Source organism: Rhodococcus jostii NBRC 16295 (assembly GCF_001894825.1).
Lineage (GTDB): Bacteria > Actinomycetota > Actinomycetes > Mycobacteriales > Mycobacteriaceae > Rhodococcus_F > Rhodococcus_F jostii.
In genome coordinates this window covers 22,142-38,767 of record NZ_BCWY01000022.1, presented here as the reverse complement: position 1 = coordinate 38,767, position 16,626 = coordinate 22,142, and the positions used below count along the sequence as shown (strand labels likewise).

The following is a 16,626-nucleotide window of genomic DNA, read 5'->3' as shown; positions in this document are numbered from 1 at the left end:
GAGCGTCCTATGAGCAAGACAATCATTCTGTTCGGAACCGAATCCGGAAACGCCGAAATGATAGCCGAAGATCTCGTCGACGAACTCGACAGAGCACACGACGCCGAGACAATCGACATGACGGACTTCGACATCTCGAAGTTCGACACCGACAACTCGTACATCATCGTGTGCTCAACCCACGGCGACGGGGAACTTCCCAGCGGCGCATTACCGTTCTTCGAGGCACTCGAAGCGGAGTCACCAGATCTGAACGGAATCCGATACTCGATCTTCGGGCTTGGCGACAGCAGCTATGAGACCTACAGCCACGGCAGCGAGATCATCGACGAGATGCTCCGGACGCTCGGGGCCGAGCGAATCGGAAACTACGGTCGGCACGACGCTAGCGACGGCTCACTGCCGAACAACGACGCGCTCGAATGGGTGCGCACCGTCTTTGCGGAATTCTGACACTGCGGCGTAATTAGAGGACGCAGCAGGCCAGAGATCCGAAGTTCGCTTCGCGGGTGCGCCGCCCGACTCATGTCACGGGGACCGGTGATGGTCGGGTTCCCGGGGAGCGCTATGGGGTAGGACGGCCATGACATCTTCAACAACCACCGACATGTCGACGCTGCTGATGATCGACTCCGCGTCTGCACGCGTACCCGGACGACGCCTTCTCCGTCGCCCCCCTCGCCGGCGGCCGCGGGTGGACGGTCGAGGTCCACATCGCCGGCGCCGATCGTGTCTGTCGAGTTCATCGAGCACCTGGTCGACGGCGGCGGTCGGAATCCGCACGCACATCCTTACCCTCCGCGTCCCGGAGGTAGGTGCGCGGACGGTGGCGAGCATGACGAGTTCACGCTCGAGGTCTGCCGTGGTTCGATCGCTCACGCTTGTCCTCCTCGCACGCCAACATGGGTATGAACCTTCTGAGCTCACGCTCCGGGGGTCAAGTCCATGGGGGTGGTGTACGAGGGTCGTCGCGTGACTCCTCGTTGGTGAGTCAGGCAGTCAAGGCCGGTGTCACCTCCTCGGTGGACTCGGTGCTGCTGTCGGTGGGCTTGTTGCGGGAGCGGGCCAGAACGTCCAGGCCGAGATAGCGGCGCCCTTCGATCCACTCGTCGTGTTGTTCGGCCAGGACCGCACCGACGAGCCGGATCAGGGCGGTACGATCCGGGAAGATTCCGACCACATCGGTTCTCCTGCGGATTTCCTTATTGAGGCGCTCCTGCGGATTGTTGCTCCAGATCTGTTTCCAAATCTGCTTGGGAAATGTGGTGAACGCCAACAGGTCCGGCCGTGCTGCGTCGAGGTGGTCGTGCGACCCTCGGTAACTTCTCCGACAGTGCGCCGATGATCCGCGACGAACCCAAGCAACGACTCGTCGCCGAGGGCGGGATCGCCGCCGCCACCAACGCCGAGGTCGGCGAGGGCGCCGACGTTGTTTTCGTCATGGTCGTCAACGATGAGCACGTCCGGGACGTCCTCTTCGGCGAGAACGGCCTCATCGAGACCCTGCGCCCCGGAGCGGCGGTCATCCTGACCGCCACCATCGGCAAGCAGCAAGCCCAGGACATCGCAGCACGACTGTCCGGCAAGGGCATCCACATGATCGACTCCGGCGTCAGCGGCGGCCTACCCGGCGCCAACGCCGGGACCCTCACCCTCATGGCCTCCGGACCCAAAGCAGTCTTCGACGAAAACCTCGACGTCCTGCGCGCCGTCGGAGACGAGAACGGGATCTTCCATGTCGGTGAAGAGATCGGCGCCGGCCAGGTCGTCAAAGCCTGCATGCAGGCCCTCGTCGGAGTCACCTTCCAGGGAACCTTCGAAGCCCTCGTCCTCGGCGCAAAGGCCGGCGTCAAGGCCGAGGTACTTCTCGACGTCCTCGGCAGCAGTGTCGTCGGCTCGACCCTCTTCAAGCGGACGACTTCGTTCGTCATCGACCGCGACTTCGTCGACACCGGCAGCCACATCGCCGTGACGTGGAAGGACCTCGGACTCACCCTCGACCTCGCCCGCGAGGCCGCCGTCCCGATGCCGTCCACGGCTCTCGCCAATCAGCTGTTCCAGACCGGCAAGACGATGTTCCCCGGCGAGGACAACTGGGCGATCGTCAAGGTCCTCGAACAGATGGCCGACACCATCGTCACCTCCGACAAAGCCTGACCCGCGAGCCGAACCGGCGCACACCATGACGGACCCCGCGATATACCAGGTCGGACTTCTCGGATCCGACCTGCGCCTCAGCTTGGCGAAGGTCAAGACTGAGGCAGCGCGCCCCCTCCGGGAGTCGCGGCCGGGTCGGTGGCCTACGCGGTCGCGGGGACGGGCACCTCGGTTGGAGGGTGGGCGTGGAGGTAGTCGAGCAGGTGGCGTATTCCGAAGGACCATTCGGGCAGGGTCTCGGTGGCACCGACCTGGTTGATCAGGGCGCCGAGGCGCTTGCTGCGGATGGTGACGACGTCGCCGGTTTTGTGTGTGAAGCCCTGCCCGGCCACGTCGCGATCGACGGTCGGCGCGAACAGGGTTCCGGTGTAGAGGGCGAAGCCGTCCGGGTACTGGTGATGATTACCCATGGTCGCCGACACCAACTCTTCGAACGGCCGGCTGATCCTGGCGAGGCTGTTGGTGCCCTCCATCGTGAATCCGTCTGTGCCGTCGACTCGAAGCCGAATTTCTTCGGCGCGGACCGTATCGAGGGTGAACGTCTCGTCGAACAGCCGGATGAAAGGTCCGAGGGCGCTCGAGGCGTTGTCTGCGTTCGCGGAGTGACTGAAGAGAGGCGTGACCCCAAGCTGCTGTGAGAGGTACTTGAAATCGGATTGTCCTCCGCGGATCCCATCCTGACAGAGAAGGGACCGTCTTCCATGATCGTCATCGGCATCGACCCGCACAAGTCCACCCACACCGCCACCGCGGTCGACCCGGCCACCAACACCGACCTCGGCTCGATCCGTATCGACGCCACCCTCACCGGCTACAAGACGCTGATTGCCTGGGCCAAGTCCTGGCCGCAACGCCAGTGGGCGGTCGAGAATGCCTACGGCCTCGGACATCACCTGGCGCAGTGGCTGCTCGTCCTCGGGGAGGTCACCCTCGACGTTCCGACCACCGCCACCGCCCGGGTGCGGGAACTCTCCCGCGGCGGCCGCCGCAAGAACGACCGCATCGACGCAGCCGCGGCGGCGTGTGTGGCCGCGCTGCAGGGCGACGCCCGCCCGGTCGACCCGGAGGGTCCCGCCGAGATTCTCGGACTACTCGACGAGCGACGAACAAATCTGTCCAACAGTAGAACCCGCAGCATGAATCAGCTGCATGCGCTCCTGCGGCAGCTGCTTGCCGGGGGTGCCCCGACCTCGCTCACCGCCTCTGCGGCAGCCGCCCTGTTACGAAGCTTCCGCGCCAAGAGCCCTGTCGACCGGATGCGGGTCGGGCTGTGTCGAGATCTCATCGCCGACATCCGCCGCCTCGACGACCAGCTCGCGGCGAACGAGAAGCAGATGGCCGAGACCCTCGACGAGCACGGCACCCGCCTGCGCGAGGTCGACGGAATCGGTGCGGTGACCGCGGCCCGGCTGATCGGCCGCACCGGTCGGCCAGACCGTTTCCCGACCGCGGCAGCCTTTGCAAACTACAACGGCTCGGCACCGGTCCAGATCGCCAGCGCCGACACCGACCGGCACCGACTCTCACGCTACGGCGACCGACAACTCAACAGCGCGCTCTACACCGTCGCTATGGTTCAGATCCGAATGCGCGCCAGCGCCGGGCGCAACTATTTCGAGAAGAAAATCGCCGAGGGCAAGAAGCCGGCAGCGGCCAGGCGCGCCCTCAAACGTCACCTGTCCGATCACGTCTGGCGCATCATGCTGTCCGACGAAAAGCGTCGTCTTCAACCAGAGAAGAATCACTCCGCGAGGGCCGCTTGACAAACAGAGAGGCACCCCACATGAGACACGCTCTTAGGCCCCTCTTCCCACGCTGAACCCCAGCGGTTCATCGACGAGGGCAAGCTCGCTAGCCGCACGTTTGACGTTGCGGCACCGCGATCAGCATTTCGCGGTGCCGATGCACGTGACCTTGGGGTCGGCTGCCGACCCGCCGATTCTCGACCTCCATGGTCACACTCCCGACCATCACCATCCGTGTGCGGCCGCAACCACATACCAGGGGACCGACCACGGACTTCAAGGGCGCGAGGGACAGGCTCGGCGCGCGATGGTGGTTGCAGTGGCATCGCCAGGTGGCACTCCAAACAAGAGCAGAGGATACGAGCGCATGAACACCAGACGTGTCGGGTGGTCGCAATGACCGTCGTAAGAGCCGCTGCAGTACAAATGAGTCCGGTGCTCTACAGCCGTGAGGGAACCGTTGAGAACGTTGTGGGCAAAATTACCGACCTTGGGCGTCATGGTGTGCAATTTGCAACTTTTCCGGAGACGGTGGTCCCGTATTACCCGTATTTCTCGTTCGTGCAGCGGCCGTTCGAGATCGGTGTCGAGCAACTCAGATTGCTTGACCAAGCGGTGACGGTACCGTCGGCAGTAACACACGCCATCGCTGACGCGGCGAGGGAAGCGGGGATGGTGGTGTCCATCGGGGTGAATGAGCGTGATGGCGGCACCCTGTTCAATGCACAACTGCTGTTCGACGCCGACGGCAGCCTGATTCAGCGTCGGCGCAAGATATTACCTACCTACCATGAGCGGATGATCTGGGGACAGGGCGACGGTTCTGGACTGCGGGCCGTCGACAGCACGGTCGGACGCATCGGCCAGTTGGCGTGTTGGGAGCATTACAACCCACTGGCCCGCTACGCCCTCATTGCCGACAGGGAGCAGATTCACTCGGCAATGTTCCCGGGCTCGTTCGGCGGCCCTCTTTTCGCCGAGCAGACCGAGGTCAGCGTGCGCAATCACGCACTCGAATCGGCCAGCTTCGTCGTCAATGCCACCGCCTGGCTCGATTCCGATCAGCAGGCGCAGATCATGGCGGACACCGGGTCCCCGATCGGCCCGATTTCCGGTGGCTGTTTCACCGCGATCGTGTCACCACAGGGCGAATTGCTCGGTGAGCCAGTTCGTTCCGGCGAGGGAGAGGTGATCGCTGATCTCGATTTCTCCTTGATCGACCGGCGAAAAGCGAAGATGGACGCCCGGGGTCACTACAGCCGCCCCGAACTGCTCAGCCTGCTGGTTGATCACACAGCGACCGCTCATATGCACGAGCGAGTTCAGGACCAAGATCCTGATGTTGCCGGGGATGCCGATCATGCCCGCCTCTGAACCGTGTGAAGTCCGGTTTGATGGTGTCCGTTTGCGATTCGACAGCACCAAGAGTTTCGATAATCTCGTCGATGCGTTGCTTGCCGACGTCGGCGACAAGCCAGTACCGATCGACGACATTGCGGCAAGATTCGAGAGCTGGAAATCGTATGAACAACAGGTGCGACCACATGTCGGCCCGAGCGGCTTCATGTTGTTCGCGCTGTGGAACCATGGTGGTTGGATCAAGAAGGCCGGTCTCGGTGGGAAAGTGCTACGGATTGTGATCGGCAACCCGTTGATCGCGATCACCATGCTGCGCCACGACGTGACGGCGGGCCTCTTCGCGCCGGTTGAACTCCTACTCACCGACGAACAGCACGGCCGAAGCGCCCTAACCTATGTTCGACCGTCGTCACTCATGGTTGTCGAGCCGAATCGACCGCTTCGCGCGGGCGCCATGAAGCTGGACGCCAAACTGGCGACGCTGGCCGCGAAGGTGACGGCGGCAGATTGAGGACGGTGGCTCGACATCGGGACTGCCCGGCAGATCCTCAAAGCTCGTTCAGTTGCCAAGACGCGGTGCAGAGTGCCGGCCGAATGGGATGTGGCCGCGATACGGCCTTGGGTCACTCGCCCGACGCCGTGCAAAAGGTGGGCCCGGCGAACTCACCGGCCCCTGCACGATTTGTGTCAACAAACTATTTGCAACTTACGACAAGGAAGTGTGTCCTCATGGCTCACCTTTTGCACATCGATTCGAGCATCTCCGGGCCCGCGTCTGTCAGCCGCACCCTGACCGCACGCGCGGCGGCCAACTGGAAGGCGGCGCATCCCGACGGGACAGTCACCTATCGCGACCTCGGCGCGAGTCCACTACCTCATCTCAACACCGCATCGGCGCTGGCAGGGATAACCCCCGCAGCCGAGCGCCGTCCCGAACAATCGGCGGCATGGGCAGTGTCCGAGCTGGTCGTAGAGGAAGTCCGTCAGGCGACCACGATCATCTTGGGCCTGCCGCTCTACAACTATGGGCCGCCCAGCAGCGTGAAGGCGTGGGTCGACTACTTGATCGCCCCGGGGCTCTCGCTGGACGCGCACACTCGCGCCCCGCTGCTCGGGGGCCGGGAACTGCTGGTGCTTGCCACCCGCGGCGGCGGCTTCGGCCCTGGCACTCCCCGCGACGGTTGGGACCACGCGCAGCCGTGGCTCCCGCATGGACTTGCCATGACGGGGCTCGAACCGGAGTTCATCACCACCGAGCTCACCCTTGCACCTGTCACACCTGGTATGGAGCACCTCGTCCCCCTGGCGAAGGAAAGCCGCGCCGCTGCCGAGCGCGCCATCGATCAACGGTGGATACCCTCGCTCGTGCGATAACCCAGCCCGGATGTGACCACCAGGGTGCCCACCCCCCGTTATCTCCGCGAACTCGTGCGTGCCTCTTGGCTGTCACCGAATTTTCCAGTTCTGTGAGCCTGTTCCAGGTTGTTCGGTAGCCGATGGGAGTGGTTGCAGGTGGGGTTATCGCCAACTTCATCGGTGCAACCTTGCGTCCAAGCTGGAGAATACAAACTTGGGCGCGGGTTATGCTTCTGACGCTCGGGACAGCCGCCTTTGAAGCGCTATATCTCCGAAGTACGGATATGCATGCAACGTCACACAGCAAGACATCGTCTCTTGCCTGTGGGAGGTCACACCGGGCCAGGACTGAACTCCCAGAGCGGAAACACGAGTTACCACGAAAAGGATGAAACAGATCGTCGATGATTAGGACCCACCACGCGGAACATCTTGCAGTTGAAGGCATTCGTGTTGTTCTCCGCCATCAATTTCAGTGGTAATATGTTGCTGGGCAACGCATTTGGCGAAAACGCTACATGGCGCCCTCGGTGGTGGCCTCACCATCATGATCGTGTTATTTGCGGCAGCCATGCTCACATTATCTGATAATGGTTCATGGACAACCTTCCGCCGCTAGAGTCCGCAATGGGCCAGCGCGCTCGAGATAGTTGTTTCGGGCGGCTCACCGCTCCATTGATCAGGTAACGCACGCCCTTCCGCGGGTGAGGAGTCGGCATGACTGACGCGTTTGTTCTGGGCGGCGTTCGGACGCCGGTCGGGCGCTACGGGTGGCTCGCTCTCGCACATTCGCACATTCGCACCGATGATCTGCTCGGCCGAACCATGGTCGCAGCGTGCGAGCGCACCAGTGTGCCGCTCGACAAGGTCGAGGACATCGTCGCCGGCTGCGTGAACCCCGCCCACGAGGGGATGGGTGACATCGCACGCTGGTCCGCCCTCGCCGCGGGTTTCCCGGACTCCGTCCCGGCGATCACGGTCAACCGTTTTTGTGCGTCCTCGTTGTCGGCGGCGATCTCGATCGCCCACGCCATCCGCAGCGACGAGATGGAAATCGGACTCGCCAGCGGCGTCGAATCCATGTCCCGCTCGGGATGGGCTCTGATGAAAGGAGACGCGCCGTTCATGCCACGCGGGCCGGTCTTCATGCTCGACACGATGTGGGCCGGCGCGGGCGGCCCACCCAACCCGACACTCCTCGCGCTCAACGCATACATCGAGATGATGCAGACAGCGCAGAACGTCGCGGACCGCTACAACCTCACCCGCGACGAAATCGATACCTTCGCACTACGCTCACACCAGCACGCTGCCGCCGCCCGCGATTCGGGCCGCCTCGCCATGGAGATCGAACCTGTCGAGATTCCTGCCAGCCGCACAGCGCCGGCCCGCCGGTTCGAGCACGACGAGAGCATTCGGGGGGACACCACCGCCGAGAAGCTTGCAGCGCTCGCGCCGCAACCGAATACCACCCAGATGACGGCCGGTAACTCGTCCCCGCTCAACGACGGGGCGAGCGCAGTGGTCCTCGCCAGCGCGGCCGCCGCAGAAAACCTCGGCGTCGAACCGCTGGCCCGGGTGGTGGCGTCGGCGACGTACGCTCTCGATCCGCACATCATGGGGATCGCGCCGGCCTTCGCGATCCCCAAGGCCCTCGCGCGGGCAGGCCTGAATCCCGGCGACATCGGTGTGTGGGAGATTCACGAGGCATACTCGGCGCAAGCCCTCGGCGTGCTCCGAGAGCTACCGCATCAGCTCGACGGCTTCGAAGTTCCCGATGAGCGCCTGAATCCGAACGGCGGCGCCGTCGCGATCGGTCACCCGTTCGGATCGTCCGGCACCAGATACGTGCTCACCCTCGCGACCGAACTACGGCTCCGCGAAGCCCGCTACGGTGTGCTCGGGGTGTGCGTCGGATCGGGTCAGGGCGTCGCCCTCGTGCTGGAGAACCCCAGGATCGCTTGACCGATCATCAGACCGTAGGACTGGCTGAGCCCGTCCGCTCGGTCCGCCGACTCCGAGTGGCGCAAGCTACAGGCCCACGTGCACCTCCCGGTCTGGGGACGCGGGGCGAATCCGACGGACTGACCCCCCCGAAGTCGGGGGACTATCCTGGAGAAACACCCACGTCGAGCAGTGCCTGCGAGGGACCGACGTCTGGTGGATGCCGATGTCCGGGAGTGAGGCCGCCGCCGATGGCCGAGTTCGATCCACTGACCACTCGGCGCGCTCCCAGTCCCGCGATCACCGCGGAACTGGCCGCGGCCGGATTCGACGACGCCCTGGAAATCGGGCGCGGCGGATTCGGCGTCGTCTACCGCTGCCGTCAACCATCCCTGGACCGCACAGTCGCGGTGAAGCTGCTGACCGAGGACCTCGACCCCGACAACCTCGAACGGTTTCTGCGTGAGCAACGTGCGATGGGTCAGCTGTCCGGGCACCCGCACGTCGTCAACATTTACCGGGTCGGCGCCACCTCGTCGGGTCGCCCCTACATCGTGATGCAATATCACGCGTGCGATTCGCTCGACGCCCGCATTCGCGCGATGGGACCGATCGAGTGGCCCGATGCGTTGCGACTCGGGATCAAACTGGCGGGCGCCCTCGAAACCGCACACCGCCTCCGCATCGTCCATCGCGACGTCAAGCCCGCGAACATCCTGCTCACCGAGTACGGAGAACCCCAGCTCACCGACTTCGGCATCGCGCGCATCGCCGGTGGCTTCGAGACCTCCAGCAGGTCCGTCCTCGGGTCGCCGGCGTTCACCGCCCCCGAGGTCCTCTCGGGTGGGCGACCAACTCCGAGCTCGGACCTCTACGGCCTCGCCGCGACACTGTTCTGCGCGATCACCGGCCACGCCGCGTTCGAGCGGCGTAGCGGTGAGAGGGTTGTCGCCCAATTCCTGCGGATCACCACCGAACCCATCCCTGATTTCGGGCGGGAAGGCATTCCGCAGGACGTATGCGACATCGTCGAACGCGCCATGTCCGAAGACCCGCGGATGCGCCCGACGACCGCCGCCGAATTCGGGCACGAGCTGCGGGAGTGCCAGCGTCGAATTGGGCTGTCCGTCGATCACATGGCGCTTCCGGTCGAGCAGCGTGAGGACGGACAGGATCCACTCGGCGGGACACCTGGCGTCGTGTCGGGCAGCTCCCACCCGCTGAGCGGTAGCGCCCGTCGGCGTACGCCGCCGCCCACTCCGGCAGCCAAGTTCCGTCCACCGACTGCCACGCGTCTGTTGGTTGCCCGGGCTCGGCTCATCGACGTCCTACGCGCGGGCCGGTCTCGACGACTGACCGTGATTCATGCTCCGGCGGGATTCGGTAAGAGCACGCTCGCCGCCCAGTGGCGTGACGTTCTCACCGAGGACGGCGTGGCGGTGGCATGGCTCGGTGTCGATCGTGACGACGACAACGTCGTGTGGTTTCTCGCTCACCTGGTCGAGGCGATCCGGAAGATCAGCCCGGCCCTGGGGAATGGTCTCGGTGAAGCGCTCGAGCAACGCGGTAATGCGGCAACACAGTACGTCATGATCAGCCTGATCAACGAGGTCCACGACAGCGGGCAGCGCGTGGCCGTGGTCATCGACGACTGGCATCGGGTCACTAGTGTCGAGACGATCGCAGCGATGGAGTTCCTTCTCGACCACGGCTGTCACCACCTGCCGATCATCGTCACCAGCCGCACCCGCATCGGCCTGCCCCTGAGCCGTATGAGAGTGTGTGACGAACTCGTCGAAATCGATTCGGCTGCCTTGCGTTTCGATGTATCGGAGGCGAATTCGTTTCTCGTCGATCGCGGAGGGCTGGCGCTCGACCGCGACGAGGTCAACGCGTTGACACAGTCGACCGACGGATGGGTTGCCGCCCTGCAACTCGCGTCCTTGTCGCTGAGCGGATGCGACGACCCAACGCAGCTGATCAGTCACCTGTCGGGGCGCCACCACGCCATCGGCGAGTTCCTGGCCGAGAACGTGCTCGACACCCTCGAGCCGACTCTGCTCGAATTCCTCCTGGCCACCTCGATCACCGGACGCATCTGCGGCAGCCTCGCGTCGGCACTCGCGCGCGTCGAGCGTGGGCAGGCGATGCTCGAAGACGTCGAGCGCCGGGATCTGTTCCTGCGCCGCATCGACGACGACGGCGAGTGGTTCCGGTACCACCACCTCTTCGCCGAGTACCTGCGCAGAAGACTCGCGCGCGATCGTCCCGAGCGGATCGGTGAGCTCCACGCCGCGGCGTCGCAGTGGTTCGCCGATCGTCAATTGCTCAGTGAGGCCGTCAATCATGCCCTGGCTGCGGGCGACGAGAAACGGGCAGTCGACTTGGTCGAGCATGACGGAGCGGTTCTGCTCGAGCACGCGAAAATGTCCACTCTGCTCGGTCTTGTGGCGAAACTTCCCCCGAGTCTTGTCGCCTCCAGCGCCCGTCTCCAGCTCACGCTGGCGTGGGCTCACTGTGAACTCCAGCGTGTCCGGCCCGCACAGGCGGCACTGGACCGCGCCTGTTCCCTCCTCGAACGTGACGCGACGACCGGGGCCGAGATCGCCGATCTGCGGGTCGAGGCGAACGTCATTCAGGGTGACATCACCATATTCTCGGACCGGATCGACGGCGTCGAGGAACTGATGGCGGAATGCCTGTCGAGACCGGAGACCCTTCCCCCGTGGGTCGTCTCCGCCGCGGCCGACATCGCAACCTTCGCCGCGGTCTACCGGTTCGACTTCGACGCGGCACGCCGTATGCAGGACTGGGCATCGACGTACCACGAGCGAACGAGCGGACCGTACAGCGGGGCGTGGGGATACTGCTACTACGGCATCGCGGCCAATGAACAGCTCGATGTCGTTGCGGCCGAGCACCACTTCCGGAAGGCGATGCGGCTCGCGGTGAAGTCCGGGGGACGTCACTCACACGCTGCACGTCTCGCCAGCGCCCTGCTCGGCGAACTGCTCTACGAACGCGGTGACATCACCACGGCCGAACGACTGTTGAACGAGAGCCGCGAACTCGGATTCGACGTCTGCGTGGATTTCATGCTCGCCCCCTGCGTCGTCGGAGCCCACATCATGGCGCTGCGAGGAGACCGCGACGGGGCGGAAACGCGGATGGACGAGGGCGCCGAGGCCGCCGAATCCCGGTCGCTGCCCCGATTTCGGGCCAGGATCGACAACGAACGGGTCATGCTGGGTCTCCCTCTCGAACCCGGTCGCGCGGTCGAGTTCGCCCAGCGGCGTCACCCGGTCGATGGATTGGACGAGATCACCGCGCAACTCGAGGACGCCAGTGCCATCACCCTTCTCCTCGGTCAACGATCGGCGGAGACGACAGCGACCGCCTGCGCCTGGGCCGGGGAATGGGTACACAGGATCGAAGGCCGAGGACGGCACCGGGCGCTACTGCAAGCGAATCGACTGCTCATCGGCTGCCTCGCGGCCGCAGGTCGAATGGACGAAGCGAAACAGGTGCTGGCCTCGATCGCGGCGCAGTGCGCGGATCGCGGCATGATCCGGTACCTCCTCGACGGGGGACCGTATGTCATGTCGGCCGTGCGCGGCCTCCGCGACGATCAACTGCACGGGCTGTGGCGGCCGGAGTGGACGCCGGTCCCTAGCGACTTTCTCGAATCACTCTGCGGTGCACCGACATCGCCGCTGGACCAACTGGACCCCTTCAGGCCAGCGCCAACAGCCGGGATCCCGCCTCCACGCACCGCATGAGCGACGACGCCCGACGCCGTATCGGTCGGGGTCGCCGCTATGACCGCAGACGGGCTGAGGACCGCCCGGATCGATGCCGCGGCTACTGCGCGAGGGGCGATCGCCCCTCACAGCGTTATGCAGCGAGCTCTTCATCCGGCCGGGCGTCAGCTGGCGTCGCTGGGCGCGAGGTCGACCTCTGCGGGAATGCGTCCGCCCTTCGAGGTCGTAGTCCTGCTCGGCCGCCCCGTGCCGGATTCCTCGACCCCGCGCGACGCCATAACCGGGCCTCGCGGACTCTGCTCTCGATCCGGACCCTCGGATCGGACAAACCCTGTCACGACGACTGCCCACGGTGTCAGCTCCCAGCCCGACGGCGATGCCCCGCCGTCACCGACGTCGGCACCGATCAGCTTCGAATTTGCGTCCACGACCACTCCGGCATGGACGTAAACTCGGCATCGTGAAGGCACCCATAGCCGACCTCGCGGACTTCGCCGCACTGGAACCGTTCTTTCGGATCATCGAGCAGGGCCTGCACGGACTGGTCCAGCCCGGACACTTCTTCGACCTCCTCGCAGAAGACATCACCGTCGACTACGTGATAACCGTCCCCGGGTACCCGCGGCACATCGAGGGCCGTTCCGCAGTCGCCGAGCTATACCGCCCCTACGGCACCACCATCGTTCTCGACCGCTGCTTCGATCTGGCCGTCCACCACGACACCACCACCGGAGTTGTGGTGCTCGAGTACGCCTCAGAAGGCAAGGTCGTGGGCACCGGACGCCGATACTCCAACCGATACATCTCCGTGCTCACACTCCGCGAGGGCGAGATCTCGCACTGGCGAGACTACCTCGATCCGATCGCTGTCTTCGACGCCGTCGGTTGGCCACCACCCTGACCTCCCCGGCGTCCCCTCCCCTGACTCCCACCTGGCGCGCGACGCAACGGGGTTGATCACAGGAACGGCGTCTCCGGGGCCTGGACCTCGAGCGCGCCGAGCAGCATCCTGCTCGAACAGCGCACCGATTAGGCAGTAATTACCAGGTTCGCGGCACCGCACACGGGTCACGAGGCGAGCGATCGCCTCGGCGACCGGGGTGGGCTGCTCGAGGATCACCGAGTGGCCGGCGCCGTCGACGCATACGAAATCGGCATCCTCGACCTGCGCGGCGATTGCCACCCAATGGGTGGGCGGCGTCATCAGGTCCGCGGAGCCGCACAGCACGAGCGTGGGAATCGCTGAGAGTGCGGGCAGCGTCCCGGACTCGTCGTAGGTCATGAACGAGCTCAGGAAGCTGGCCATCGTCACGATCGGGGTCTCATCGTGCATCGCGCTGGCAAGTGCGAGGACGCGCGGGCTGACCTTCCGGTCACCGAATTCAGCCCCGCGGATCACCGGCGCGAATACCTTGCAGCCCAGTCGCTTCACCTGCTCCATGGAGGTCGGAGCTCGGCGCACCGCCCCCTGGATCCAGGACAGAACGGGTGATCGCAGCAGTCGGCCAAATCCTGCCTCAGCCAGACCGCTCGCGGCGGTCGCAATCAAACCGATCCCGACGATGCGGGCGCCGATCTCGTGCGGATGCCGGCGGGCATACGTCAGCGCTGTCATCCCACCCATGGAGTGGCCGACCAGGATGACGGGGCCGGTGGGAGCGACGGCGCGGAGCACCACGTGGAGGTCGCGGCCCAACTGCTCGAGCGTGTAAGTCCGGGCTGGCGCCTCGGCGGAATCGCCGTGTCCGCGGTGGTCGTAGCAGACGATCCGGGCGTCGCGGTACTGCCGCATCAGGTCATCCCGCACCAAGGACCACGATTCGGTACTCAGGCAATGGCCGTGCAGAAGGACAATGGTCACAGGGGCGTCGGTGGGGCCGTACTCGCGAACCGCAAGCGAAACATCGTCGTCAGCCGAGACTGTGGTTCTACGCTCGACCGGGTCCGGGGTGGTGATCGCGTTCGACATGCCGCCCTCCGGTCCTGTTTGCGGTGACAGGTTCTACTGTCCGTCGCGTCGGCTCAGGAAGTAAGCACCCCGAGTGCTGTCCGGAAACACCCGCGGGTGACCGTTCCGCCACCCAGGGTGAGATGGTCACTGTTTCCCGGGAGACCGGCACTGCACTCGTCCGGGCGGTGAAGCGGTCGTCGGCGACGTGGGCGCGGTGCACGACCGTTACACCGATCCGCTGATCCTCATCGACTTCCCGGAAACATCAATCACGTTGTGGGAGGGAACCTTCGGACCCACCCTCATACTGGGCCGATCGGCGCGATCTACGCCGGTACCGCTGCGGCCTGCGCCCAGATCGAGGCGCAGCCGGCCCGTCGGTCGACGCCACACATGAGCTGTGCAGATTGAGCTGGAACGCGCAGTTCGCGATCCGCAGATTCCCGGTTTACAGACCCTCGATTGCAAGGAGGTGGAACATCGTGTGTTGTCCGCCCACGGCGTTGAAATTGTCGTCGGAACAGAGCAGGAGAGTCCGGGACCCGTCACGGAGCGTCGGGCCCCACGTGATGCCTTCGACGTTGTCGGGATTGATCCCGACCGTTGCGAAGTCGAACAGCAGCGTCTTCGGCATCGGTGTCTCGGTGCCGTCGATACGGTCCTTTCCGCGAATGCTCGTCGCGCCGGCCGTGGTGGCCCGGAACAACTGAACGGTATTACCCCGGCCCGGTATCAGGCCGCGTTCGACGACGATGTAGTCGGTGTCGCTGACGGCCAAGATCTCCGAGGCGCCCCGGTCCGCCTTCTGCGTGTAGCCTGTCGCGTCGGTGACGTCGGGGTAGGGCCCACCGATCGCGTCGACGCTGTAGACGAATTCGTCGATGGGCTCGCCCGAGTTGAGATCGAGAAACAGGACTCGGGCAGGGCTGGCGGAGTCGGTTCCCGTGATGGGGCCGTTCTGCGTCAACGCGTTTTCGGTGAGGGCCACGATGCGAGTGCCGTCGGCGGAAATGGTGAGTCCTTCCAGCGACAGGTTGTTACGGACGCCGGCGACCTGCGCACCGTCGGGTCCTGCGACCGGAAGATACGCGGGCGGCAACGGGTAGTCCTCGACAACGGTGCCAGCCGCAGTGGCAGCCCGCACGAACGGGGCAAGCAACTTCGACGCGTCCCCTTCACTGCTGTACAGGATGTTCCCGCTGTCCGGATCGCGCCGGGCAGACTCGGGATCAACGCCCTTCGCCGGATAGGGTTGCCCGTCGCTGTTCGCCAAAGCGGTCATTGTGAGGATGTCGGGTTGCTCTGCGGTGAACCGGCCCGAGTCGTCGATGGGCAAGCCGAGTTCGAAGTAGCGTGCCGGCCCCTTTTCGGCACGGTCGTCGCTGATCGCGAGATACCGATCGGATGTTGGGTCGTAGTCGATTCCGGAGATGCCGCCGAACGGGACACCGAAAGGCATCGATCCATCCGGAACGGTCATCGAATCGAGATGGCGCACCGTCGCCTCGCCACCATAAGTATCGCCGTCGGTGCTCGCGCACCCGCCCCCGAGCAGTAACAGCGGCACCACGAACGCCAGACATCTCGATCCAGACCTCATGGCGTGACCGTAGATCCGCCGGATGAACACGCTCGGTCAACCCTGCAAACGCACGGTGCGTTTCCGACTTCACCCGACTCGATCCCCGAAGATTAGATGTGCAGTACCGGCGGCGAGTCATCCATCACCGTCGGCCAGAATCCCTCCGTCCGGTTCACCGAGATACCGGTCACCCTGCCACCATCGACACCACTGTGTGCGAGGGCATCATCCACCAGAGCCTCGACACGACCCAGCGCGGGAACATCACCGATCCGGAACGCCCTTGCGTCGAGATCCTCCAGAGCAGAGACCATCACCGGACTCGGGTCGCTCAGCCATTCGCCGTCAAATGTGTACTGGTCCAGCTGATCAGGCTTCGCAGGATTCCGAACCGTCACATCCAGCGTCTCGACCGGCGCGACATCCACACTCGTCACCTGCACCTCGGCAACGCCGTACCGGGCGGAAAGTGCCGCGAGCCCGTCACGGACCAGCGAAGTGGTCATACCGCCGCCCCTGGACTGCATCGCGGCATCGAAATCAGCCCGGTCGACAGCCCCCACACACCCCGTGACGCTCAAAGCCACCGCCAGCACCATCGACGACCACAAAGACGAACGCAACCACGACGCCGCCGACTTCACCGCGTGACAATATCCGACGTTGCCTACGAGGTCAGTGCAGTGGTGCCGAAGACGATGCCACCTCATCAGTGAAACGGTGTATACCTTCGGCTGAGCGTCCGGCACCCCGTCGACGAACTCGACCCGT

The 16,626-nt window shown here is 64.7% G+C and carries 13 protein-coding genes and 2 pseudogenes; 9 read left to right on the top strand and 6 right to left on the bottom strand.

Translation table 11 applies throughout. From position 1 onward, the window contains the following. Positions 1-9 precede the first annotated feature (9 nt). Positions 10-453, top strand: a complete 444-nt coding sequence (locus RJ1_RS15995) for a flavodoxin domain-containing protein (protein WP_073361422.1) — start codon at positions 10-12, stop codon at positions 451-453. Between the two features lie 538 nt (positions 454-991). Here the strand turns inward: RJ1_RS15995 and RJ1_RS15990 are convergent. Continuing rightward, positions 992-1,334: pseudogene (locus RJ1_RS15990) on the bottom strand (transposase); the annotation flags it as partial. 7 nt (positions 1,335-1,341) lie between these two features. On the opposite strand from RJ1_RS15990, the gene RJ1_RS15985 reads away from it, so the two are divergent. Beyond that, positions 1,342-2,157 (top strand): NAD(P)-dependent oxidoreductase, encoded by an 816-nt coding sequence (locus RJ1_RS15985; RefSeq protein ID WP_073361420.1) that lies wholly within the window; start codon positions 1,342-1,344, stop codon positions 2,155-2,157. A gap of 143 nt (positions 2,158-2,300) precedes the next feature. On the opposite strand, the gene RJ1_RS47700 is transcribed toward RJ1_RS15985, so the two are convergent. Next, entirely contained in the window at positions 2,301-2,630 is a 330-nt protein-coding gene (locus RJ1_RS47700) for a hypothetical protein (RefSeq protein WP_240320063.1), read from the bottom strand. A gap of 228 nt (positions 2,631-2,858) precedes the next feature. On the opposite strand from RJ1_RS47700, the gene RJ1_RS15975 reads away from it, so the two are divergent. The 6 genes from RJ1_RS15975 (at position 2,859) to RJ1_RS15950 (ending at position 12,340) form a co-directional block, all read left to right on the top strand. After that, entirely contained in the window at positions 2,859-3,920 is a 1,062-nt protein-coding gene (locus tag RJ1_RS15975; protein WP_073361418.1) for an IS110 family RNA-guided transposase, read from the top strand. Positions 3,921-4,298: 378 nt separating this feature from the next. Then, entirely contained in the window at positions 4,299-5,276 is a 978-nt protein-coding gene (locus RJ1_RS15970) for a nitrilase-related carbon-nitrogen hydrolase (RefSeq protein WP_073361416.1), read from the top strand. Then, a complete protein-coding gene (locus tag RJ1_RS15965; RefSeq protein ID WP_073361540.1) occupies positions 5,263-5,772 on the top strand; it encodes a DUF302 domain-containing protein in 510 nt (169 codons plus the stop codon). The genes RJ1_RS15970 and RJ1_RS15965 overlap by 14 nt, the downstream gene beginning before the upstream one ends. A 218-nt stretch (positions 5,773-5,990) precedes the next feature. After that, the gene (locus RJ1_RS15960) at positions 5,991-6,635 is read left to right on the top strand and encodes an FMN-dependent NADH-azoreductase (RefSeq protein WP_073361414.1); all 645 of its coding nucleotides are present in this window, start codon (positions 5,991-5,993) and stop codon (positions 6,633-6,635) included. A gap of 699 nt (positions 6,636-7,334) precedes the next feature. After that, on the top strand, positions 7,335-8,582 hold the full coding sequence (locus tag RJ1_RS15955; RefSeq protein ID WP_073361412.1) for a thiolase family protein: 1,248 nt from the start codon (positions 7,335-7,337) through the stop codon (positions 8,580-8,582). 230 nt (positions 8,583-8,812) lie between these two features. Beyond that, positions 8,813-12,340, top strand: a complete 3,528-nt coding sequence (locus RJ1_RS15950; protein ID WP_073361410.1) for a serine/threonine-protein kinase — start codon at positions 8,813-8,815, stop codon at positions 12,338-12,340. Positions 12,341-12,486: 146 nt separating this feature from the next. Here RJ1_RS15950 and RJ1_RS15945 read toward each other — a convergent pair whose 3' ends face one another. Further along, positions 12,487-12,750, bottom strand: coding sequence for a hypothetical protein (locus RJ1_RS15945; protein WP_143049034.1), 264 nt, complete (start codon positions 12,748-12,750; stop codon positions 12,487-12,489). Positions 12,751-12,782: 32 nt separating this feature from the next. Between RJ1_RS15945 and RJ1_RS15940 the strand changes: the two genes are divergently transcribed. Next, complete coding sequence (locus RJ1_RS15940; RefSeq protein ID WP_073361406.1) at positions 12,783-13,223, top strand: nuclear transport factor 2 family protein; 441 nt, start codon at positions 12,783-12,785, stop codon at positions 13,221-13,223. A 129-nt stretch (positions 13,224-13,352) separates the two neighbouring features. On the opposite strand, the pseudogene RJ1_RS15935 reads toward RJ1_RS15940, so the two are convergent. The 3 genes and pseudogenes from RJ1_RS15935 to RJ1_RS15925 form a co-directional block, all read right to left on the bottom strand. Next, positions 13,353-14,291: pseudogene (locus RJ1_RS15935) on the bottom strand (alpha/beta fold hydrolase); the annotation flags it as partial. 430 nt (positions 14,292-14,721) lie between these two features. Continuing rightward, positions 14,722-15,873 carry an esterase-like activity of phytase family protein gene (locus RJ1_RS15930; protein ID WP_073361538.1) on the bottom strand — a complete coding sequence of 384 codons (1,152 nt, stop codon included), beginning with the start codon at positions 15,871-15,873 and terminating at the stop codon, positions 14,722-14,724. A gap of 92 nt (positions 15,874-15,965) precedes the next feature. Next, positions 15,966-16,499 carry a hypothetical protein gene (locus RJ1_RS15925; RefSeq protein ID WP_143049033.1) on the bottom strand — a complete coding sequence of 178 codons (534 nt, stop codon included), beginning with the start codon at positions 16,497-16,499 and terminating at the stop codon, positions 15,966-15,968. Positions 16,500-16,626: the final 127 nt, after the last annotated feature.

Bases quoted from the DNA above. Each gene is read 5' to 3' on its own strand.
- RJ1_RS15950 (WP_073361410.1), top strand. From the start codon at position 8,813: ATGGCCGAGTTCGATCCACTGACCACTCGGCGCGCTCCCAGTCCCGCG.
- RJ1_RS15975 (WP_073361418.1), top strand. From the start codon at position 2,859: ATGATCGTCATCGGCATCGACCCGCACAAGTCCACCCACACCGCCACC.
- RJ1_RS47700 (WP_240320063.1), bottom strand. From the start codon at position 2,630: ATGGAGGGCACCAACAGCCTCGCCAGGATCAGCCGGCCGTTCGAAGAG.
- RJ1_RS15995 (WP_073361422.1), top strand. From the start codon at position 10: ATGAGCAAGACAATCATTCTGTTCGGAACCGAATCCGGAAACGCCGAA.
- RJ1_RS15955 (WP_073361412.1), top strand. From the start codon at position 7,335: ATGACTGACGCGTTTGTTCTGGGCGGCGTTCGGACGCCGGTCGGGCGC.
- RJ1_RS15960 (WP_073361414.1), top strand. From the start codon at position 5,991: ATGGCTCACCTTTTGCACATCGATTCGAGCATCTCCGGGCCCGCGTCT.
- RJ1_RS15970 (WP_073361416.1), top strand. From the start codon at position 4,299: ATGACCGTCGTAAGAGCCGCTGCAGTACAAATGAGTCCGGTGCTCTAC.
- RJ1_RS15930 (WP_073361538.1), bottom strand. From the start codon at position 15,873: ATGAGGTCTGGATCGAGATGTCTGGCGTTCGTGGTGCCGCTGTTACTG.
- RJ1_RS15965 (WP_073361540.1), top strand. From the start codon at position 5,263: ATGCCCGCCTCTGAACCGTGTGAAGTCCGGTTTGATGGTGTCCGTTTG.
- RJ1_RS15985 (WP_073361420.1), top strand. From the start codon at position 1,342: ATGATCCGCGACGAACCCAAGCAACGACTCGTCGCCGAGGGCGGGATC.